At 62.8% G+C, this 22,056-nt stretch carries 9 protein-coding genes and 1 tRNA gene; 6 read left to right on the forward strand and 4 right to left on the reverse strand.

The window, feature by feature from the left end; all coding sequences use genetic code 11:
• Positions 1 to 181 precede the first annotated feature (181 nt).
• Positions 182 to 7,792 (forward strand): hypothetical protein, encoded by a 7,611-nt coding sequence (locus GQ651_RS11190; protein WP_160764339.1) that lies wholly within the window; start codon positions 182 to 184, stop codon positions 7,790 to 7,792.
• Here the strand turns inward: GQ651_RS11190 and GQ651_RS11195 are convergent.
• A complete protein-coding gene (locus GQ651_RS11195) occupies positions 7,777 to 8,703 on the reverse strand; it encodes a hydrogen peroxide-inducible genes activator (protein ID WP_160764340.1) in 927 nt (308 codons plus the stop codon). The two genes, GQ651_RS11190 and GQ651_RS11195, sit on opposite strands and share 16 nt — an antisense overlap.
• Positions 8,704 to 8,812: 109 nt before the next feature.
• Between GQ651_RS11195 and katG the strand changes: the two genes are divergently transcribed.
• Positions 8,813 to 10,987, forward strand: coding sequence for a catalase/peroxidase HPI (katG, locus tag GQ651_RS11200; protein WP_160764341.1), 2,175 nt, complete (start codon positions 8,813 to 8,815; stop codon positions 10,985 to 10,987).
• A gap of 60 nt (positions 10,988 to 11,047) precedes the next feature.
• On the opposite strand, the gene GQ651_RS11205 is transcribed toward katG, so the two are convergent.
• Positions 11,048 to 12,424 (reverse strand): phosphohexomutase domain-containing protein, encoded by a 1,377-nt coding sequence (locus GQ651_RS11205; RefSeq protein ID WP_227258148.1) that lies wholly within the window; start codon positions 12,422 to 12,424, stop codon positions 11,048 to 11,050.
• Between the two features lie 879 nt (positions 12,425 to 13,303).
• Between GQ651_RS11205 and GQ651_RS19090 the strand changes: the two genes are divergently transcribed.
• Positions 13,304 to 13,741, forward strand: coding sequence for a glycosyltransferase family protein (locus GQ651_RS19090; protein WP_227258244.1), 438 nt, complete (start codon positions 13,304 to 13,306; stop codon positions 13,739 to 13,741).
• Here GQ651_RS19090 and GQ651_RS11215 read toward each other — a convergent pair.
• Positions 13,695 to 13,781, reverse strand: a tRNA-Leu gene (locus GQ651_RS11215). The genes GQ651_RS19090 and GQ651_RS11215 overlap by 47 nt on opposite strands.
• Positions 13,782 to 13,909: 128 nt before the next feature.
• Here GQ651_RS11215 and GQ651_RS11220 point away from each other — a divergent pair.
• Positions 13,910 to 14,890 carry a complex I NDUFA9 subunit family protein gene (locus tag GQ651_RS11220; RefSeq protein WP_160764343.1) on the forward strand — a complete coding sequence of 327 codons (981 nt, stop codon included), beginning with the start codon at positions 13,910 to 13,912 and terminating at the stop codon, positions 14,888 to 14,890.
• Here the strand turns inward: GQ651_RS11220 and GQ651_RS11225 are convergent.
• Entirely contained in the window at positions 14,887 to 15,690 is an 804-nt protein-coding gene (locus tag GQ651_RS11225; protein WP_160764344.1) for an undecaprenyl-diphosphate phosphatase, read from the reverse strand. The genes GQ651_RS11220 and GQ651_RS11225 overlap by 4 nt on opposite strands.
• A 222-nt stretch (positions 15,691 to 15,912) precedes the next feature.
• On the opposite strand from GQ651_RS11225, the gene GQ651_RS11230 reads away from it, so the two are divergent.
• Together GQ651_RS11230 and gltB are read left to right on the forward strand one after the other, a co-directional pair.
• Positions 15,913 to 17,346 (forward strand): NAD(P)-dependent oxidoreductase, encoded by a 1,434-nt coding sequence (locus GQ651_RS11230; protein ID WP_160764345.1) that lies wholly within the window; start codon positions 15,913 to 15,915, stop codon positions 17,344 to 17,346.
• A 98-nt stretch (positions 17,347 to 17,444) separates the two neighbouring features.
• On the forward strand, positions 17,445 to 21,980 hold the full coding sequence (gene gltB / locus GQ651_RS11235) for a glutamate synthase large subunit (protein WP_160764346.1): 4,536 nt from the start codon (positions 17,445 to 17,447) through the stop codon (positions 21,978 to 21,980).
• Positions 21,981 to 22,056: the final 76 nt, after the last annotated feature.

Raw genomic sequence — 22,056 nt, forward strand, 5'->3', positions numbered from 1 at the left:
GGTGGGGCGCCGAGAATGGCAATTAGGTCGGACAAGGTCTGTTCAGGTCCGCATCAAAGGGCGGACCAGGCAGCACAATAACCGGCGATCTCTCCCGATTTTGGAACGCGCGATGCGCGAGCGTGCCCGCTGAGGTGGGTCATTTCGCGTCGTCGCCGACACTACGGTGGGGGCCGGAGAGATGGTTGATTTTACCGAAGACGACATCATTGGCGGTGTGGTCAATGACGAAAGCACGAATGAGCAAAACAACGGCGATGCCGATACGCTGAACGGCGAGACCCTGGAGGACAACAACGACAACGATATCGACGTCAGTCTTCTGCCCGACATCTTTACGACCTGGCTCTCGGGGTACTTCACGACCGAAGTCACGACGATAGAGCAACTGATTCACGAGGCCGCGCTGACCAATTACGGGTCGGTCACGGGAACCGAGGTTCTGAGCGGCACTCTTGATGCAGGCCAGACCCTGACCATCGGCACCACCGATTTCAGCACGGACGACTATGACACTCTCGACCTGTTCGTCGCGGCAATCAATGATGCCGAGCTGACCGGGATCACGGCGGCGAACGTCAACAACACCCTTGTCATCTACACAACCGAAGACCTGACGCTTGCAGGCGATACCGGTTACTTTGGTCTTCCCGCGCTTGCTGCTGTCGCGGCGGACTCTTTCGAGCTGACCAAGGTTCTGACCCTTTCCGACCTCAACCTCGAATACCTTGCCCTTACCACCACGTCTGCCGGCAACCCGTTTCCGATCTTCGATGATGGCGGTACGGGCACCTATCCCGATGGCGTGAACAGTGGACTGAACACCTCAGGTTCCAGCCCGGCCCCTATCCATCTTTGGCTGGTGCCCGATCCGACGCCCGCCGACGACACCGATGAGCCCGTCTATATACTTGTCGGATACGAGGTGGATGCGGACGGCCAGCCGATCGACGTGGATTCGCCGGCCATTGCCATTTATCTCGACCAGGAACTGACAAAGAACGCGTTGGGCAACGACACGCTGGTTGCCCGGTTCTACACCGTCCAGTTCGAAGGCATCTCCATCGACAACGAAGACCCGAACGATCCGGACGCTCTCAAGCTGATCGACAATGAAGCGATTTCGCTCACCGCGACCAGCAGTCTGGATTTCGACGCCACCAATGCGCCTTCAGGGCAGAACCTGTTCATCATGTTCCCCGAGAAGGATGCCGAGCCGGTGGCCGATGGCGATGGCACCCTTCGCTACGACTATGGCATCGTCGCCACCGGGCGCGATCCGGCGGATGTCGAGGGCGGCGCGAACCTGTCGACCGGAGATACGGTGAACTCGTCGAAGGCCAAGGGACAGGATCAGGTGTTCGGCTCGAACAACCAGATGCTGACCGCCGACACGGACGACGACGGGATTGGCGACACGCTTATCCTGACGTTTGTTCAGGGGACGAATGCCGACTACACCGTGCCCGATCTCGACCAGAACGAGGCGGATGTCGAAGCGAATATCGACTTCCTGTCGGCGCTGGAGACGACCGGGGCCAGCTTCGAGGTGGTGCAGCTGCAGAGCGGCAAGGCGGCGGTGCTGTATCTGACGGCGCTCGCCAATGATCTGGGAGATGCTGCAAACACCGAGATCCGCTCCGGCTCCGACTTCGAAGGTGATCTGGAAACGCAGCTCGCCAACATGAATGACGTAATGGTCGGGTTCGAAACGGTCGTCGTGTCCGGTCCTCGGACCAAGGGCAAGAACGCACCTGATGTCACTTTCACGACGTCCTATGCGGCTTACCTGGCATATATCAGTGCGGATGACGATGGCACCGACCCGGGAGATCTGGACTTCGGTGACAAGATGGTTGTCTGGGACGACCAGACCGAAAACACCTTCTTCATCGAGGTCGCCTTCGGAGAGGACGGCGAAGGGCTGCAGCTGAGCCGCCTGAGGGCAAGCGATACGGTCAGCTACACCACCGATGGCAACCACTCCCGACTGATGATCGAGAACGACGGCGATGGCGCGGGCCAGGACAGCGCCGAATTCGACGTCGGCAATTTCTCGATCACGCAGGTCAGCACCGAAAGCGTCGCGATCGGCGGCATCTTCGGGTTCGAGGATGACTACCCCGCCGCCTTCAAGGCCGACCCCGCCTATGTCGAGGAAGAACACGGCATTACGGGAGGCAACGAGGATCTGACGTCCGACACGATCATCGAGGGCTCGGATTCCCCCGGCCCCGCCGTGGATGCGGATACCGACGAGGACGGTGCGCTCGGGACTATCACCAATATCGACTACGTGGCCGACGCAGGCAGCGCCTTCATCGTGTCCGGCAACGACGCCACGGCGATCTTCGCGCTCGATCCGACCGGTGCGACGCTTCCGGTGCACACTTCGCAGAGCGCGCTGATCGACTGGGATCTGACGACCGAAAAGAACACGGATGACGAGATCACGAAATACATCCTGACCGGGTCCGTCGTGTCGATTACGGGCACATTGCCGGGAGGAACCGACAGGGACTACATGCTTGCCGCCGGAACTTACGAGATCGACGAGGTCTCGCCCGGGGTCGATGATTTCTCCTTCACTGTTCCGAATGACGGCGCCACGCTCGGAGATCTGATCGACGCGATCAACGGAACGGACTTCCTGACGGCGGAAATCGACGGCGGCGATCTGCGGGTGGAGTCCGTCTTTCACAACGCGCTGGACTTCACGGGTTTCGGCGCGCTCGGCATTTCTAATGGCACTCTGAGCACAACCCGCGACGTGATCCTGTTCGAGGTCACACCGGGCGGCGAGATGAAGTTCTCGGTCCTCGGCCAGGTCGACCATACGCAGGGCGACAACCTTGAGGCGGCGGTCGAATTCGACATGTCGTCTGCGCTGATCGTGGTCGATACCGATGGCGATCACGTCCGCGATCTGTACGATCTCGGCCGGTATTTCGTCATCGACGACAAGCCGGTCGATCTTGGTGGCACGTTTGGCGGCACTGTGGAGGAAGAGCATCTTCCCACTATCGGTAATGAAGATGCCGGCGTTCCCACCGAGGATCAGGATGTTCCCGGCGACCCCGGTGATCCCAACGTCACTACCGACGTCGCGACCGGCAGTCTCTCGGGGCTGGTATCCGTCGGCACCGACGAGCAACTCGGTGGCGGTGCGAAATTCTCGCTCAAGGGGGACGCGACAAGTCTGGCCACGCTTCCCGATCTGACGTCCGGCGGCAATGCCGTGTCTTACGATGTGACCGGGAACGTCCTGACGGCCTTCATCGACAGCGGCGATGCCGGGCTGGATGCCGGCGACAAGAAGGTCTTCACCTTCGAGCTTGTCGGCCCGACCGGTCAGGACTGGAAATTCACACTTCTGGCGCCGCTGGATCATACCTATTCGGGCGACCCGGCGTCGGAAGAGAACCTCGACCTGATCGACGGCGACGGGTCCGTTCCGGGCATTGAGTTCGGCGGACTTCTGCAGGCCGAGGATTTCGACGGCGATACGGTCGACCTGACCGGTTCAGTGCTGGTCAAGGTGATCGACGACGTACCGAACGAACCGACCGTTTCGGTCGACGATAGCGAGAGCATCCTCAAGACGTTCGATGGCGGCCTGTCGGACGGCAACTTCCCGGGCGACGATCTGGACGAGGATGACAACGCCTCGGCCACAATCGCCGAGGTCGATTTCACAACCGACTTCACCATTTCGGGTACCGGTGACTACGGCGCAGATGGCGCTGGCACCGCAACGACCTCATGGAAGCTGAAGCTTCTCGGCAATGAGGGGGACGCCGCGATCGGTCTGAAGTCCGACGGAAGTCAGATTTATCTTCACGATATCAACGGTGTAATCTACGGGTCGACCGTCGAGACAGGAACTGACGAACAGATCGAAGCAGGCGCGGTCTTCAGCTTGTCGAACACCCAGGGCGTCGTGACGCTGACCCAGAGCCAGGAACTCGATCACATCCAAAAAGACACCTATGACGGCGACTATATCGAGGACACCGTAGCACTCGCCGACGGGCAGGTCGCGCTGGAAGCCTCGGCATCGACAAAGGACGCGGATGGAGACACGACGCCCACGGCCAGCGATGCGCTCGACCTTGGCGGAAACGTGGTCTTCGGGGATGACGGTCCGGACGACCCGACAGTGACTCTCAAGGGCGATGCAGGCGTTCTGAAGACCTTTGACGGCGGGCTGCCGGACGGCAACTTCACCGGAACGGAGTTGGATGAGGATGAAAACAAGGCCTCGTCGGTCATCGCGATCGTCGACTTCAAGGACAACTTCGAGTTCGGTAATGCCGACGACTATGGTGCGGACGGGGCCGGAGAGGCCACGACGACATGGACGCTGAAGCTGCTCGATGGCAGCAAGGCGTCCGGTTTGTTCTCCGATGGCAGCGCTGTCTACCTGCACAAGATCGACGGCATGATCTACGGCTCGACCGTTCAGAGCGGGACCGATGACCAGATCAAGGCCGGCAAGGTTTTCACTCTGTCGAATGACGGCAGCAAGGTCACGCTGGAGCAGTTCGAGGAGCTGGATCACAGCAAGACCGACACCTACGCGGGCGAATATAAGGACGACACCGTTGCGCTTGCCGACAACCTTGTCGGTCTCGAGGCCTCGGTCGTGGTCAAGGACGAAGAGGGCGACACAAGCCAGACAGTCAGCAAAACTCAGGACCTGGGCAACAATGTGGTCTTCGGGGATGACGGGCCTGCCGACCCGACGGTGTCGGAGGATGACAGCGATCTGATCCTCAAGACATTCGACGGTGGAACAGCTGACGGCAACTTCACCGGAAGCGATCTGACCCCCGAGGACACCAACCCGTCCAAGACGATTGCGGTCGTCGATTTCAAGGACGACTTCAAAATCGAAAACACAGATGACTACGGCGCGGATGGGGCCGGCAAGGCCACCACGACTTGGTCGCTCGAACTGTCGAAGGCGGCAGGAACCGATTCCGGTCTGAAGTCCGACACCAAGGCGGTTTATCTCCATATCTTCGGCGGTGTGGTCTACGGCTCGACACTTGCCAGCGGGAGCGAAGCCGACATCAAGGCGGCAAAGGTCTTTACCCTGTCCAACAGCGGCAGCGTCGTGACGCTCGAACAGTTCGAAGAGCTCGATCACACGAAGACCGAGGCGTATAGCGGCGGGTATCTGGACGACACCGTCGCGCTGGCGGATGGGCTGGTCGAACTTGTGGCGTCGGTCGTGGTCGAGGATGAGGAGGGCGACACGAGCCAGACGGTGAAAGACGGTCTGGACCTTGGCGGCAACGTCGTCTTCGGGGATGACGGGCCGAAAACGCCAACCGTGTCTGCAACGGACAGCGGCAGGAAAATCCTGACATATGACGGTGGCACGACGGACGGGAACTTCGACGGCGAGGACCGTGCGCTCGTCACCGCGGATGACGATCCGGACGACAATCCGGCGGTCGCGGTCGTCGACTTCAAAGATGATTTCACCTTCGCGAACGAGGGCGACTACGGTGCGGACGGTGCGGGCGACACGGACCGGACATGGACGCTCCGGCTGGGTAGCGGTGCAACCGCGCCCATCGACTCCGGCCTGACATCCGATGGCGGGACGGTGATGCTGGCCGACGTCAGCGGGGTGATCTACGGCTATGTCGATACGGACGGCACCGAAGGCTATGCGTCGGGCGACCGGCTGGTCTTCACCGTGTCCAACAGCGGCAGCGTCGTGACCCTGACGCAGTCTGAAGAGCTGGATCACACGATATCCCAGGAATACAGCGGCAACTATCGCGATGACATCGTCGCGCTGGCCGCTGGCAAGATCGAGTTCGTCGCGGGTGCGAAGACGACGGACGAGGAGGGCGACACCGCGACAGCGACGGTTGCGGTTCTCGACCTCGGCGGCGACACGCCCGAGACGAGCAACATCATCTTCGGCGATGACGGCCCGAAGTCCCCAACATTCAACGTGACCGACTCCGGTCTGAAGATTCTGACCTATGACGGCGGGACGACCGGCGGCAATTACGACGGAGAGGACCGTGCCGAAATTGCTGCTGACGATGACGACAGTGACGATCCGACCGTTGCCGTGGTCGATTTCAGCGGCGAGTTTTCCGTCGTGGGCGGCGATGATTTCGGTGCCGACGGTGGCGGGCAGACGTCCCGGACATGGGGGCTGCAGCTTGACGGCGGCGCGACCGGATCGCTTCTGACGAACCTCACGGCAAGTGGCGACGACGTGCGGGTCGATGAGCAGGGCGGCGTGGTCTACGGCTACGTGGAGAAGGGCGGAAACGGCGTTTACGACGCCGACACCGACCGGCTGATCTTTACGCTCTCGCAGGCCGCGGGTGTCGTGACGCAGACACAATACGAGGAGCTGGACCACCCCGAGCCGGGTGCCCCGTATGACGGCGCTTATATCGACCAGACCGTGGCGCTGGGTGATAACCTGGTGGAGTTGTTCTCGACCGCCAAGACCACCGATCAGGAAGGTGACTTCAGCCAGACCGCGACCGGGACGCTCGACCTCGGGGGCAATGTGCTCTTCGGCGACGACGGCCCAGACAGCCTGCAGCCCGACACCCTCACCGTCTGGAACAAGGCTGGAGAAGACGCGACAGCCGAGCTTCTGGGTGACGCCGACAGGGTCGGCGCGGATGATCCGGGCACGGCCTATTTCGTGACCAGCACCGGGGGCGGCGACGGGACAACCATCGTTCAGCTCAAGGGCATCATTCAGGACGATACGCCCGATACGCTCGAGGCGCTTCTCTCCGGTGAGGCCGAGGTGTTCGTCTTCGGCTTCGGGACCGACACGCTGACGGCCTACGCTGAGAAGGGCGGAGACACCTCGGGGACGTCAAGCGGTTACGACGAGGGCGTCGACGATATCGTCTTCGTCATGACGCTCGACACCGACGGGCTTGTGGCGGGGTCGGACGTCTTCGATATCGAGATGTTCGCGCCCATCGACAACCTCGTGACGGTCAGCTTCGGTGACAACTTCGTCGCCGACGTGCCGTCCGGAAACCCGGATTCGCAGATCGTCTTCAACGTGGGCGGCAGCGATATCGACGTTCTGTTCAAGGGCTACGAGTCCGAGATTGGCGACGGCGAGATACTCGACGGCTCACCCACCACCGTGAACATCAGTGGCGCCGGTGTCGGCGTTGGCACCGGTCAGGATTTCGACCGGACCGGGAATATCGTCGACCGGCTCGAGATCGAGTTCCTGCTGGATGACGGCCTGGGTGACGCCACGGTGAGCGGCGACGAGATAGTAACCGTCAACAACTTCAACTTCGTGCTGAACCAGAACAACAGCCCGGGCGATGATGCCAACTTCCTGATCCGGGCGTGGAACGGAGAAACGGAGGTTGAAATCACGTCTCTCGAAGTTAACGGCACAGTGCTGAGTTTTGACGTTGGTGGCGAAACTTCCATCCTGGGCAACGACGGAACGACCGTCGAGATCTTCGATGACACCACCTACGACACCAAGGGCTGGATCATCGATGGCGGCGGCGGCGGTACTGCGGGGTCCGATGCGGACAACGACACGCTCATCGTCTCTACCGCAGATGGCTTCACCCGGCTCGAGATCATCGCGCTCGGGGATGATGCCAACAAGGATACCTTCGACATCCTCTTGGGCAGCGTCGATGTGCCGACGCCCTACGACATCACATTCGAGACCTATGCCGTCCTTGCGGATAGCGACGACGACTATTCCGCGGTTTCGACACTGGACGTGACTCTGTCCTATCAGGACATCGCCTGATCGCCCTCTGGCCCGCCGCGACTGTCGCGGTGGGCCTCGGACACGACGGCTGCGAATTCCTCCAACTGCCGCGCGATGGGGCTCTGTCGCCGCCAGATCATGCCGACTGTCCGGCTGGGGCAGGGACCTGAAAGCCGGTCAACCGCCACAGGGGCGCGCGCCGTTTCCATCGGAACGGCCATTTCCGGCACCAGCGTCACGCCCATGCGCGCGCCGACCATCTGCACCAATGTCGACAGAGACGAACCGTCAAGCCCGTCCTGCGTGCCGCCCGGCCCGATCTTGCAGAAGGATAGCGCCTGATCCCGGAAGCAATGCCCCTCTTCCAGCAAAAGCAGGCGATGGTCGCCCAGTTCGGACGCCCTCGGTGCCGGGGTTCCTGCGGCCTCCGCCGGACGGACCAGAAGCATCTCCTCGTCGAAGAGCGGCAGTTCCGACAAGGATGGCTCAGAAACCGGAAGCGCCACGATGGCCGCATCCAGCCGATTGTCCCTCAGGTCGTCGATCAGACGCGGCGTGATTGTCTCCCGGATGTTCAGGTTCAGTTGCGGATAGGCGGCGGACGCGCCCGCCAGAATGCGGGGCAGAAGATAGGGAGCGATTGTCGGAATCACGCCGAGGCGCAGTTCTCCGTCAAGCGTATCGCTCGACGCGCGGACAAGATCTCCCAACTCGTCCACTGCGCGGAGGATATCCTGCGCCCGCTCGACAAAATCGCGCCCGAGCCGCGTCAGCGAGACCTGCCGCGCGCCCCGTTCGAAGAGGCGCGCGCCAAGCGCGGTCTCGACCTCGCGGATTTGAACCGACAGCGCCGGCTGCGAGATGGCGCAGGCCTCGGCTGCCCGTCCGAAGTGACCAAGACGGGCCAGAGCGTCGACATACCGCATCTGTCTGAGGGTAAGATTTTTCATAATCTTGGGTTATCGAACATATCAGAAATTGCAACTTAAACTAATTGTCAGACTCGTTTAAGAACCATTCTAAATTCGACTCACCCAACCCCCGACGATGGAGATCACGATGGACGGAAACGACATTCCGACAGGCGGCAAATGCCCCGTCATGCATGGCGGCAATACCGGTATGAACAACGCGGTGACCAAGTGGTGGCCCAACGCGCTGAACCTGGACATCCTTCATCAGGGCGGCGCCCGCACCAATCCGATGGACCCCGATTACAACCACCGCGAGGCGGTGAAGGGTCTGGACTATGAGGCGGTCAAGGAAGACGTGAAGGCCCTGATGACCGACAGTCAGGACTGGTGGCCTGCGGACTGGGGTCACTACGGCGGCCTGATGATCCGTCTGGCGTGGCACTCGGCTGGCTCGTACCGCGCGATGGACGGCCGCGGCGGTGCAGCGTCCGGCAATATCCGCTTCGCGCCGCTGAACTCCTGGCCCGACAACGCAAGCCTCGACAAGGCGCGGCGTCTTCTCTGGCCGGTCAAGAAGAAGTACGGCAACGCGCTGAGCTGGGCTGACCTGATCATCCTCGCGGGGAACATGGCCTACGAGTCCATGGGCCTGAAGACCTTTGGCTTCGGCTTTGGCCGCGAAGATATCTGGGGCCCGGAAACCGACGTCTACTGGGGTGCCGAAAACGAGTGGCTCGCCCCGAGCGAGAACCGCTATGACGATCTGGACGACGCCACAACGCTGGCCAATCCGCTGGCCGCCGTTCACATGGGCCTGATCTATGTGAACCCCGAGGGCGTGAACGGCCATCCCGACCCGGCACGTACCGCGCAGCACGTGCGCGAGACTTTCGCCCGAATGGCGATGAATGACGAGGAAACCGCGGCGCTGACCTGCGGCGGCCATACCGTCGGCAAGGCACATGGCCGTGGCGCCACCGATCGCATAGGCGCCGAGCCGGAAGGCTGCCCGGTGCATAGCCAGGGCTTTGGCTGGGACAATCCGGGCATGGACGGCAAGGCGGCAAACGCCTTTACCTCGGGCATCGAAGGCGCATGGACCCAGCACCCGACCCAGTGGGACATGGGCTATTTCGACTATCTCTTCGGTTATGAATGGGAGCTCACGAAATCGCCCGCCGGTGCCTGGCAGTGGAAGCCGGTCGATATGCCGGAAGACGTAAAGCCGGTTGATGCGACCGACCCGTCCATCCGTCACGATCCGATGATGACCGATGCGGACATGGCGATGAAGGTCGATCCGATCTACAACGAGATCTGCCAGAAGTTCCGCGCCGATCCGGAGTATTTTGCCGACACCTTCGCGCGCGCCTGGTTCAAGCTGACCCACCGCGACATGGGCCCCAAGGCGAATTACATCGGCCCCGACGTGCCTGCCGAAGACCTGATCTGGCAGGATCCGATCCCCGCTGGCAGCACCGGCTACGACGTCGATGCGGTCAAGGCCAAGATCGCAGCGAGCGGCCTGTCGGACGCCGACATGATCGCCACCGCATGGGACAGCGCCCGGACCTTCCGCAAGTCGGACAAGCGTGGCGGCGCCAATGGTGCTCGCATCCGCCTTGCCCCGCAAAAGGGCTGGGCCGGGAACGAGCCCGAGCGTCTGGCGCGGGTTCTTGGCGTGCTCGAGCAGATCGCGGCCGAGACTGGCGCGTCTGTGGCGGACGTGATCGTCCTTGCCGGCAATGTGGGTCTGGAAAACGCGATCAAGGCGGCAGGCCAGTCGGCCGACGTACCCTTCGCGCCGGGCCGGGGCGACTCGACCGACGAACAAACCGAGGTGGACTCGTTTGCTTACCTTGAACCGCTTGCCGATGGCTTCCGGAACTGGATGAAGGAAGACTATGTCGTCAGCGGCGAGGAAATGCTTCTCGACCGCGCGCAGCTCATGGGTCTGACGGCGGCGGAAATGACCGTGCTTCTGGGCGGTCTTCGTGTCCTCGGCGTCAACCACGGCGGCTCGACCCATGGTGTCTTCACCGACCGCGTCGGGCAACTGACGACCGACTTCTTCGTGAACCTGACCGACATGGCCAATAGCTGGCACCCGGTAGATGGCGGCACCTACGAGATCCGCGACCGCAAGTCGGGCGATGTGAAGTGGACCGCGACCTCGGTCGATCTGGTGTTTGGCTCGAACTCGATCCTTCGGTCTTACGCCGAGGTCTACGCCCAGGACGACAACGCGGCCAAGTTCGTGAAGGATTTCGTCGCGGCCTGGACCAAGGTGATGAACGCCGACCGTTTCGACCTGCTCTGATTGGCAGGCCGAGAAACGTAGAAAGGGCCGCTTCGGCGGCCCTTTTTCGTTGCTGTCCTGTCAGAGCCGCGCGCGTATCTTCTCGAACACCTCATCCAGCAAATACCGCGCGGTCTTGCCGCTGTCGGCCTCGACATAGACCCTGAGCTCGGGCGCATTGCCCGAAGGCCGGACGGTCACGATCTCGCCGCCCGCAAACGTCAGGCGTGCGCCATCGGTAGTATCGGTCGCGACCAGGTCGCCAAGGCCATCCGGCAGGATGGACATATCCCCGGCAATAAGGGCCTCGGCCATGCCGCGCCCGATTTCGCGCGGGACGTCCTTGATCCGGTCGGTCGCGGTCCGTCGCCGGGGCAGAGCCTTGATCAGCTTGGCGGTTCCCCCGGCTGCCTGACTGGCCACCAGCGCCGCCACGATCGGCAAGAGCGAGTCGCGCGTCATCAGCGGGCTGAGCCTCGACTTGCCGCTTGCCGCCTCGAACCCCAGTAGAAACCCTCCATTCGGCTCATATCCCACAACCCGCTTTCCCGCGTGCCGGGCCATCTCGGCGATCACGTAGGGAGAGCCGATGCGGGTTCGCGCCACATGGTCGAATGCGTCCATGCGCTCGACCATTGTGTTGGCCGACACGGTCGTCACCACGTGGGTAGCCTCGAGAAGCCGGGCCGTGATCGGCCCCAGAACATCGCCCGGAATGACGACGCCCTCTGCGTCTGCGAAGAGGGGGCGGTCCGCGTCGCCATCCGTCGAGACCAGGGCATCCAGCATATGCGTCCGCGCCCAATCGGCCAGTCTTGCGCGCACGCTTTGGTCGATGGCCTCGGTATCGACCGACACGAACTCGGCGCTTTTTCCGAGAACAACGGTCTCGGCCCCCATGGCGTCCAGAACCGCCGGCAGCACGTCGGCGGCCGCCGAGCTGTGCGCCCAGAAACCGATCCTGAGGCCTGAAAGCGCCCTTTTACCAAAGAAGTCCCGGTAGCGCCCGACGTAAAGCTGGGCGGCATCGCCCTGCAGTGTGCTGGCCGGCCCCGGGCCGGGCGGAGGCATGTCCGCAACGGCGGCGGTCAGACGCGCCTCGTCCTCTTTGTCGATCTCGCCGTCCGCGCGATAAAACTTCAGGCCGTTCCGGTCGGCGGGGATATGGCTTCCGGTGACCATGATGGATGACGTGCCCTGTCCCATTGCTGCCATCGCCAGTGCAGGCGTCGGAAGAACGCCGCAATCCACGGCAAGACAGCCCTCGGACGCGATTCCACGCGCCACCGCCGCGGCGATCCGGGGGGAAGAGGCGCGCTTGTCCTGACCCAGATAGACGGTTCCATTGTTCCCAAAGCTGCGCGTGAAGGCGGCTGCGTAGCGCGCCACCAGATCGTCGGTAAGTGCATCGGCCAGTCCGCGCAGGCCGCTGGTTCCGAATTCCGGTTCTTCAGTCAAATGAGTGCCCCTTGGCCGTGATCTTCGAGACTTATCATAGAACCCAGTTCGGCGGTGATCCCAAGTGGCTATTGCCTGAATCCTTCGCATAGCCGCATCAGCGTTAATCGCGCGCTAATCAATACCTAGGAAAGTCGCGCCATGCCCGTTCCGCCTTCTTCCACCCTGAAAGCTCCGTTTCGCCCGGCTTTGCGCCTTATCCGCGAGGCGCGCGTCCTGCCCACTGCGATGCGGCGGTCGGCGCCGCGCCGCCTTGTCGCGCTGCCCGCCAAGCCGCCAACCGACGGCGCGGCACGTCTGCGGATCTATGATCTCTGCGGCGTCCTGAAAACGCTCGGTTGGACATGTCTCGTCCTGCCCCCCTCACTGACCCTTGCTCAGCGCAAGCGGATGATCCGCTTGTTCGGACCTGACGTGATCCTGATGCAGGGGGTGCGGCACCCGCTGAACAGGCCCGACCTCTATCCCGGTATTCCGATTGCCTTCGACATGGATGACGCGGATTTCCACCTCGAGCACCTCGCCCAACACGTGCGCGAGGCGATGCCGGGCGTCGCGACGGTGATCGCGGGAAGCAGATACGTCGCAGATTGGGCGCTGGCCAACGGCGCGGAGCAGGCGACTGTCGTCTGGACCGGCACCCGGTCATTGCCCTCCGAGCCGCCGGGCCAGGAGGTGCGCGGATTGACCGTCGCATGGGCGCAGACCAGGCCCATGGATTATTCGAACGAGGCGGCCTTTGTGGCGCGCGTCATGGTGCGGGTGGCAGAGGCGATGCCCGGTGTGACGTTGCGCCTTTACGATCGGCGCGAGGGCGACGCCGCCGACTTCGCCCATGGCTTCGCGGCTCCCGGCCTCAGGGTCGAGTGGCGGCCTTCCATGTCCTATGGCGACTATCTGAAGAGCTTCGAGGATGTCGCCCTCGGCCTGGCGCCTCTTCTGCCCGACGCGCCCTTTGTGCGCGGCAAGTCCTTTGGCAAGGTTCTTGGATATCTCGAACGTGGCGTGCCTGTGGTCTGCTCCGACGCGGGCGAACACCCCGCGTTCTTCGATCCCGATACCGCATTGATGAGCAATGATGAAGATGTCCTGGTCGCGGGAATGATCCGGCTTCTTGCCGAACCCGGCGCCCGCGCGGAAATGGCCCGACATGCCCGCGCACGCTTCCTTGACTGCCTGACGAGCCACGCCGCCGCCGAACGCGTCGCGAAGACGCTCGGCGCACTGGTCCAGGCTATGCCTTTAGCGGATTGGCGGGAAATGTCGGGAATGGTGCCCAGGAGAGGACTCGAACCTCCACGTCCGTACGGACACTAGCACCTGAAGCTAGCGCGTCTACCAATTCCGCCACCTGGGCCGGTGTCGTGAGGCCGTCGATTACTTGTCCGCTCGGGGGCTGTCAACGGGATTCGCGCGGCGAATTGCGCCTTGTTCCGGGTGAGGGGCTTGGCTACACCCAAGACAGATAAGGAAAGGCGGGTTTTCATGTCCAAGCTTGTCACGATCTACGGCGGGTCGGGCTTTGTGGGCCGATATGTCACGCAGCGCATGGCACGTGCGGGATGGCGCGTCCGGGTCGCGGTGCGGCGTCCGAACGAGGCGCATTTCGTCAAGCCCTATGGCGTCGTGGGTCAGGTCGAACCTGTCTTCTGCAACATCCGCGACGACGACAGCGTGCGGCAGGTGATGGGCGGCTCTGACGCCGTGATCAACTGCGTGGGCATTCTGGAGGAATCGGGCAAGAACACGTTCGAGGCGCTTCAGCACGAAGGCGCTGCCCGCATCGCGCGCATTGCCACTGAGCAGGGCGTCGGGCGTCTTGTCCAGGTTTCGGCCATCGGCGCCGACCCGGAGAGCGACAGCGACTATGCCCGGACCAAGGGTCTGGGCGAGCAGGCGGTTCTGGACGCGTTTCCGTCCGCCGTGATCCTGCGCCCGTCCATCGTCTTCGGACCCGAGGACGAGTTTTTCAACCGTTTCGCCGCCATGGCGCGGATGAGCCCGGTCGTTCCGCTCTTCGGGGCCGACACGCGGTTCCAGCCCGTTTATGTCGATGACGTCGCGCATGCTGCCGAACTGGCCGCAACGGGACAGGCTGCGCCGGGCATCTACGAGCTTGGCGGGCCGGACGTGGACACCTTCCGCGAACTGATCCAGCAAATGCTTCAGGTCGTCCGCCGCCGCCGGCTGGTTCTCGGTTTGCCGTTCTGGGTGGGCCGCGCGATGGGCCGTGTGTTCGGCGCTATCCGCGCAGTGACGCTGGGGCTGGCACCCGCGCCGGTGACCGTCGATCAGGTCAAGCAGCTTGCGCGGGACAATGTCGTCTCGGAAGGCGCAAAAGGTCTGGACGATCTCGGCATCCGCCCGACCTCTCTTGAAGCCGTGCTGCCGTCGTATCTGTGGATGTACCGGCCTTCGGGGCAGTACGCGACACTCAAGGAAAGCGCGCGGAACCTCCGTTCTTAAGCGTAGGCGTAGATCAGGAGCGCGATGCCGAGGAACACTCGGTATATAACGTACGGCGTAAAGCTGACGCTTCTCAGCAGCCGCATCATGAATGCGAGCGCGCCAAGGGCCGCAAGGAACGCGAAGGCGGCGGCAATGGCCGCCTCGCCCAGGGCCGGACCATTCAGATGCGCGACAGCGTCCGCGCCGACCAGCACGCCCGATGCCATGATCGTCGGGATTGACATGAGCATGGCGAGTTTGGCGGCGTCGGCCCTCTGGTAGCCCAGGATCCGTCCAGCCGAGATCGTGACGCCGGAGCGGGACGTGCCTGGCACGAGAGCCAGCATCTGCCACAGGCCCATCACCAACGCATCGCGAAGCGACCAGCCCTCTGCCGACTTCTCCGTCTCGCCCCGACGATCCGTCCAGAACAATACGAATCCGAAAATGAGCGTTGACCAGCCGATGATTTCGACCGAGCGCATCAGGGCGTCGAAACCGGTCAGGTGCAGGATAAGACCCGCAAGTACAACAGGCACGGTGGCGATGAAGAGGCAGAGCGCAAGCCAGCTGTCCTGATCCTCGATCCGGCCCCGAAAGAGCTTAGGAGCGCCGCGGAACAGCCGCACGGTCTCGGCCCGGAAATAGAGCATCACGGCGCCCAGCGTGCCGACATGAACGGCGACATCGATGACCTGACCCTGATCTTGAAGGCCGGTCAGCGCAGGCAAAAGGATCAGGTGTCCTGACGACGAAATCGGCAGGAACTCGGTAATACCCTGTACGAGGGCCACCAGAATCAGGTGCAGAAGCGGCATGGGGCTCGTTGCGCTGCAGAATGCCGTTGCTTTCTAACCGGCTGAGACTCAGCCAAAAAGATCTAATTAAGAACCGAATCGGACCTAATTTTGTGCTGGTGCAGCATGATTTCGGTTGATGATGCTCAAAATAGTTGAATATAGGTCAGCATAACTGCCTTTTCTTTTTCCGCGATCGCTCGTAAGAGGACGCTTCCGAAACCACGACCGGAGTCTGTCGACATGGCCGAAAATCCCATGCTGAAATTCGTGAATGTCCCGCGCGACATGCCCGAAAAGCGCGATGCCAGTCAGCGCCGCGAGGATTTCAACGAGATTTATGCCGAATATGCCGACGCCAAGGCCAAGGAGCAGGCCAGCCGGTGCAGCCAGTGCGGCGTACCCTATTGCCAGTCGCACTGCCCGCTTCACAACAACATTCCTGACTGGCTGATGCTGACGGCTGAAGGCCGGTTGCAGGAAGCCTATGAGATCAGCCAGGCGACGAATACTTTCCCCGAGATTTGCGGACGTATCTGTCCGCAGGACCGTCTCTGCGAAGGCAACTGCGTGATCGAACAGTCGGGCCACGGCACCGTCACCATCGGGTCTGTCGAGAAATACATCACCGACACGGCGTGGGAAGAAGGCTGGGTCAAGCCGATCAAGCCGTCTGTCGAGCGGCCCGAAACCGTCGGGATCATTGGTGCGGGTCCGGGCGGGCTTGCCGCCGCCGATCGCCTGCGCCGCGCGGGCCTGCAGGTCACCGTCTATGACCGTTATGACCGCTCGGGCGGGCTGATGACCTATGGCATCCCCGGCTTCAAGCTGGAGAAGGACGTAGTGATGCGCCGTAACAAGCAGCTTGAGGACGGCGGTGTGACCTTCGTTCTGAACTGCGACGTGGGCAAGGACATCACCTTCGACGAGATCCGTGCCAAGCATGACGCGGTTCTGATCGCCACCGGCGTCTACAAGAGCCGCGATCTTCAGGGGCCGGGCTCGGGTGCCGCAGGGATCGTCCGCGCCATCGATTATCTGACCGCGTCGAACCGGAAGAGTTTCGGCGACGAGGTTCCGGAATTCGAGTCGGGTGAGCTGAACGCTGAGGGCAAGCGCGTCGTCGTTATCGGCGGCGGCGACACGGCGATGGACTGCGTCCGTACCGCCATCCGGCAGGGCGCGGAAAGCGTGAAGTGTCTCTATCGCCGTGACCGCGCCAACATGCCGGGTTCGCAGCGCGAGGTGCAGAACGCCGAGGAAGAGGGCGTCGAATTCGTCTGGCTGTCGGCGCCCAAGGGCTTTTCGGGTGATACGGTCGAAGGTGTCATGGTGCAGAAGATGCGCCTTGGTGCTCCCGACGCTACGGGCCGTCAGGTGCCGGAACTGATCGAAGGATCGGATTACGTCGAGGACGCCGACCTCGTCATCAAGGCGCTTGGCTTTGAGCCGGAAGACCTGCCCAAGCTCTGGGGCGTCGATGGTCTGGACGTAACCCGCTGGGGCACGATCAAGGCCGACTTCCGCACCCACGCCACCAGCCTGGACGGCGTCTATGCCGCCGGTGACATCGTGCGCGGCGCGTCGCTTGTCGTCTGGGCGATCCGCGACGGCCGCGAGGCGGCGGACGCGATCCTCGATTACGTGGGCAAGGCCGCGAAAGTGGCGGCTGAATAAGACGGGTGCAGGCGCGTTCCGCGCCAACCCTTCGCACAACAGATTGACACCCTCGGGCCAGCAAGGCTGTCCCGGCCGGTTGAAGAAGGAAGACTGCGATGACCAAGTACGATGCAGAATGGGTCCGCGCCGAGGAAGAACGCCGCAAGTGGATGGCTGAGCATTCGCTTTACCGCGACGAGGACGAGCACGCGTCCTGCGGCGTTGGCCTTGTGGTGTCGATCGACGGGTCGCGTTCGCGGAAGGTCGTGGAAAACGGTATCGACGCGCTGAAGGCCGTGTGGCACCGGGGCGCCGTGGATGCGGATGGCAAGACCGGCGACGGCGCGGGAATTCACGTGCAAATTCCCTTCAAGTTCTTCGGCGCGCAGATCAAGCGCACCGGTCACGAACCGCGCGAGGGCGAGCTTCTGGCCGTGGGTCAGGTGTTCCTGCCCCGGACCGATTTCGGCGCGCAGGAAACCTGCCGGACCATCGTGGAAACCGAAATCCTGCGGATGGGGTACTATATCTACGGCTGGCGCCACGTGCCGGTCGACACCTCGGTCCTGGGCGAGAAGGCGAACGCGACGCGGCCCGAGATCGAGCAGATCCTGATCTCGAACTCGAAGGGTGTCGACGAAGAGACCTTCGAACGCGAGCTCTACGTCATCCGCCGGCGCATCGAGAAGGCGGCGGCTGCGGCGCAGGTGCCGACGCTGTACCTCTGCTCGCTGTCCTGCCGGTCGATCATCTACAAGGGCATGATGCTGGCCGAGCAGGTGGCCGAATTCTATCCCGACCTGAAGGACGAGCGGTTCGTCAGCGCCTTTGCGATCTACCACCAGCGCTATTCGACCAACACTTTCCCTCAGTGGTGGCTGGCTCAGCCGTTCCGCATGCTGGCCCATAACGGCGAGATCAACACGCTGAAGGGCAACGTCAACTGGATGAAGAGCCACGAGATCCGGATGGCGTCGAGCTATTTCGGGGAGCTGGCCGAGGACATCAAACCGATCATCGCAAATGGCGCGTCTGACTCTGCCGCGCTGGACGCGGTGTTCGAGGTTCTGGTGCGTGCGGGGCGGAATGCGCCCATGGCCAAGACCATGCTGGTGCCCGAATCGTGGTCGAAGCAGGCCGTCGAACTGCCCGAGGCGTGGCGGGACATGTATTCCTACTGCAACTCGGTGATGGAGCCGTGGGACGGCCCCGCCGCACTTGCCATGACCGATGGTCGCTGGGTCTGTGCCGGTCTGGACCGGAATGGCCTTCGCCCGATGCGCTATACGGTCACCGGCGACGGCCTACTGATCGCGGGATCGGAGACGGGTATGGTTCCGACGGATGAATCCAACGTCGTCGAAAAGGGCGCGCTTGGCCCCGGTCAGATGATCGCGGTCGACATGGCCGACGGCAAGCTCTTCCACGATACAGAGATTAAGGATGCTCTGGCCGCCAGCCAGCCTTTCGGAGAGTGGGTGGGCAAGATCACCGAGCTTGATGACGAGCTTCAGGGCCTGACCGAGAAGCCGCTTTTCGAGGGTGCGGAACTTCGCCGCCGTCAGATCGCGGCGGGTTACTCGATTGAAGAGCTGGAGCAGATCCTCGCGCCCATGGCCGAGGATGGCAAGGAAACGCTGGCGTCCATGGGTGACGATACGCCGTCTGCGGTGCTGTCCGAAAAGTACCGTCCCCTTAGCCATTTCTTCCGGCAGAATTTCAGCCAGGTGACGAACCCGCCGATCGATAGTCTGCGGGAATTCCGGGTGATGAGCCTGAAGACCCGCTTCGGCAACCTGAAAAACGTGCTGGATCAGGACTCGTCCCAGACCGAGATCATTGTTCTGGACAGCCCGTTCGTGGGCAACGCCCAGTTCGACCGTCTGAAGGATGCGTTCAACGCCGACATGGTCGAGATCGACTGTACCTTCCCGGCGGGCGGCGCGCAGGGGGCGCTGTCCGAGGCGCTTCGCCGCGTCCGGTCCGAGGCCGAGGATGCCGTGCGCTCGGGTGCGGGGCACATCGTTCTGACCGACCAGCATCAGGGTGAAGGCAAGGTCGCGATGCCGATGATACTTGCCACCAGCGCGGTGCATTCGTGGCTGACGCGTAAGGGGCTGCGCACGTTCTGCTCGCTCAATGTCCGGTCGGCCGAATGCATCGACCCGCATTATTTCGCGGTTCTGATCGGCTGCGGGGCGACCACCGTGAACGCCTATCTGGCCGAGGACTCGATTGCCGACCGAATTCAGCGCGGCCTGATCGACGGTTCGTTGACCGAGGCGATGGCGCGGTACCGCGCGGCGATCGACGCCGGCCTGCTGAAGATCATGTCCAAGATGGGGATCAGCGTGATCTCTTCCTATCGTGGCGGTCTGAACTTCGAGGCGGTGGGTCTGAGCCGCGCGATGGTGAACGAGTATTTCCCGGGGATGCACTCGCGCATCTCGGGCATCGGCGTCATGGGCCTTCAGCGGAAGGCAGAAGAGGTGCATGGCAAGGGCTTCCTTGGCGACAGCGTTCTGCCCATCGGCGGCTTTTACAAGGCGCGCCGCTCAGGCGAGACCCATGCTTGGGAAGCGCAGGCGATGCACATGATGCAGGCCGCCTGCACCAATGCGTCCTACGCGATGTGGAAGCAGTATTCGTCCAAGATGCGGGCGGCGCCGCCGATCCATCTGCGCGACCTTCTCGACATCAAGCCTTTGGGGCCGGAAATCCCGCTGGACGAGGTGGAAAGCATCACGTCGATCCGGAAGCGGTTCGTGACGCCGGGGATGTCGCTTGGCGCACTCAGCCCCGAGGCGCACAAGACGCTGAACGTCGCCATGAACCGGATCGGCGCCAAGTCCGACTCGGGAGAGGGCGGCGAGGATCCGGCGCATTTCCACCCCGAGCCCAACGGCGACAACCCGTCGGCCAAGATCAAACAGGTGGCCTCGGGCCGGTTCGGCGTGACGGCGGAATACCTGAACCAGTGCGAAGAGCTTGAGATCAAGGTCGCGCAGGGTGCCAAGCCCGGTGAGGGCGGCCAGTTGCCCGGCATGAAGGTCACCAAGCTAATCGCGCGGCTCCGGCATTCGACGCCCGGCGTGACGCTGATCTCGCCGCCGCCGCACCACGATATCTACTCGATCGAGGATCTGGCGCAGCTGATCTACGACCTGAAGCAGATCAACCCGCGCGCCAAAGTGACGGTCAAGCTGGTCGCCGCCTCGGGCGTCGGCACGATCGCCGCCGGCGTGGCCAAGGCCAAGGCCGATGTGATCCTGATCTCGGGCCATAACGGCGGCACGGGCGCGTCGCCCGCGACGTCGATCAAGTATGCCGGTCTTCCGTGGGAAATGGGCCTGACCGAGGCGCATCAGGTTCTTGCCATGAACAACCTGCGCGACCGCGTGACTCTCCGCACCGATGGCGGGCTGCGCACGGGCCGCGACATCGTCATGGCGGCGATGATGGGCGCCGAGGAATACGGCATCGGCACCGCCGCGCTGATCGCCATGGGCTGCATCATGGTCCGCCAGTGCCAGTCGAACACCTGCCCGGTGGGCGTCTGCACTCAGGACGAGCGGCTCCGCGAGAAGTTCACGGGCACCGCCGACAAGGTGGTCAACCTGATCACCTTCTACGCGCAGGAAGTTCGCGAGATCCTCGCCAAGATTGGTGCGCGGTCTCTGGATGACGTGATCGGGCGTGCCGACCTGCTCAGCCAGGTCAGCCGTGGCTCGGCGCATCTGGACGATCTGGACCTGAACCCGCTTCTGATCACTGTCGATGGGGCGGATCGCATCGTCTACGACCGCGACCGCAAGCGGAACAAGGTCGGTGACACGCTGGATGCCGAAATCGTCAAGGACGCCAAGCGGTTCCTCGAAGACGGCGAAAAGATGCAGCTGTCCTATGCGGTGCGGAATACCCACCGCACCATCGGGACACGTACGTCCAGCCATATCGTCAAGCGCTTCGGGATGCGGAACGCGCTGCAGCGGGATCACCTGACGGTCAAGCTGCAGGGCTCGGCCGGTCAGTCGCTCGGGGCCTTCGCGGCGCCGGGTCTCCGGCTGGAAGTGTCCGGCGATGCCAACGACTATGTGGGCAAGGGCCTGTCGGGGGGCACCATCGTGGTGCGTCCGCCGATGATCTCGCCGCTCAAGGCCAAGGACAACGTCATCATCGGGAATACCGTGCTTTACGGCGCGACCGACGGCCATCTCTTCGCGGCCGGTCGGGCGGGCGAGCGGTTCGCCGTCCGGAATTCGGGCGCGAAGGTGGTGATCGAGGGCTGCGGTTCGAACGGGTGCGAGTACATGACGGGCGGGATCGCGGTCATCCTCGGTTCCATCGGCGCGAATTTCGGTGCCGGTATGACCGGGGGCATGGCCTATCTCTACGATCCCGACGGCAAGGCGCAGGACATGCTGAACCTCGAGAGCATCGTGACGGTGCCGGTGAACGAAGGCCATTACATGGCCGAGTTGAAGGCGCTGATCGAGATGCACCTTGCAGAGACCGGGTCGAAGGCCGCCGAGGCGATCCTTCAGCACTGGGACGACGAGAAAGGCAACTTCCTTCAAATCTGCCCGAAGGAAATGCTGAACAAGCTCGACGTGCCGATCGAAGGGCTGGATATGGCGGTGCCTGCCGAATAACCGCGCGGAGGGGCGCTGCCCCTCTGCGCCTTCGGCGCATTCACCCCGAGATATTTCAGAACAGGCGAAGAGGCTG

Source organism: Kangsaoukella pontilimi, from assembly GCF_009830125.1.
GTDB classification, from domain to species: domain Bacteria; phylum Pseudomonadota; class Alphaproteobacteria; order Rhodobacterales; family Rhodobacteraceae; genus Kangsaoukella; species Kangsaoukella pontilimi.

Excerpts from the sequence above, each read along its gene's own strand:
- GQ651_RS11190 (WP_160764339.1), top strand. The coding sequence starts at position 182 with ATGGTTGATTTTACCGAAGACGACATCATTGGCGGTGTGGTCAATGAC.
- GQ651_RS11195 (WP_160764340.1), bottom strand. The coding sequence starts at position 8,703 with ATGAAAAATCTTACCCTCAGACAGATGCGGTATGTCGACGCTCTGGCC.
- katG (WP_160764341.1), top strand. The coding sequence starts at position 8,813 with ATGGACGGAAACGACATTCCGACAGGCGGCAAATGCCCCGTCATGCAT.
- GQ651_RS19090 (WP_227258244.1), top strand. The coding sequence starts at position 13,304 with ATGTCCTATGGCGACTATCTGAAGAGCTTCGAGGATGTCGCCCTCGGC.
- GQ651_RS11220 (WP_160764343.1), top strand. The coding sequence starts at position 13,910 with ATGTCCAAGCTTGTCACGATCTACGGCGGGTCGGGCTTTGTGGGCCGA.
- GQ651_RS11225 (WP_160764344.1), bottom strand. The coding sequence starts at position 15,690 with ATGCCGCTTCTGCACCTGATTCTGGTGGCCCTCGTACAGGGTATTACC.
- GQ651_RS11230 (WP_160764345.1), top strand. The coding sequence starts at position 15,913 with ATGGCCGAAAATCCCATGCTGAAATTCGTGAATGTCCCGCGCGACATG.
- gltB (WP_160764346.1), top strand. The coding sequence starts at position 17,445 with ATGACCAAGTACGATGCAGAATGGGTCCGCGCCGAGGAAGAACGCCGC.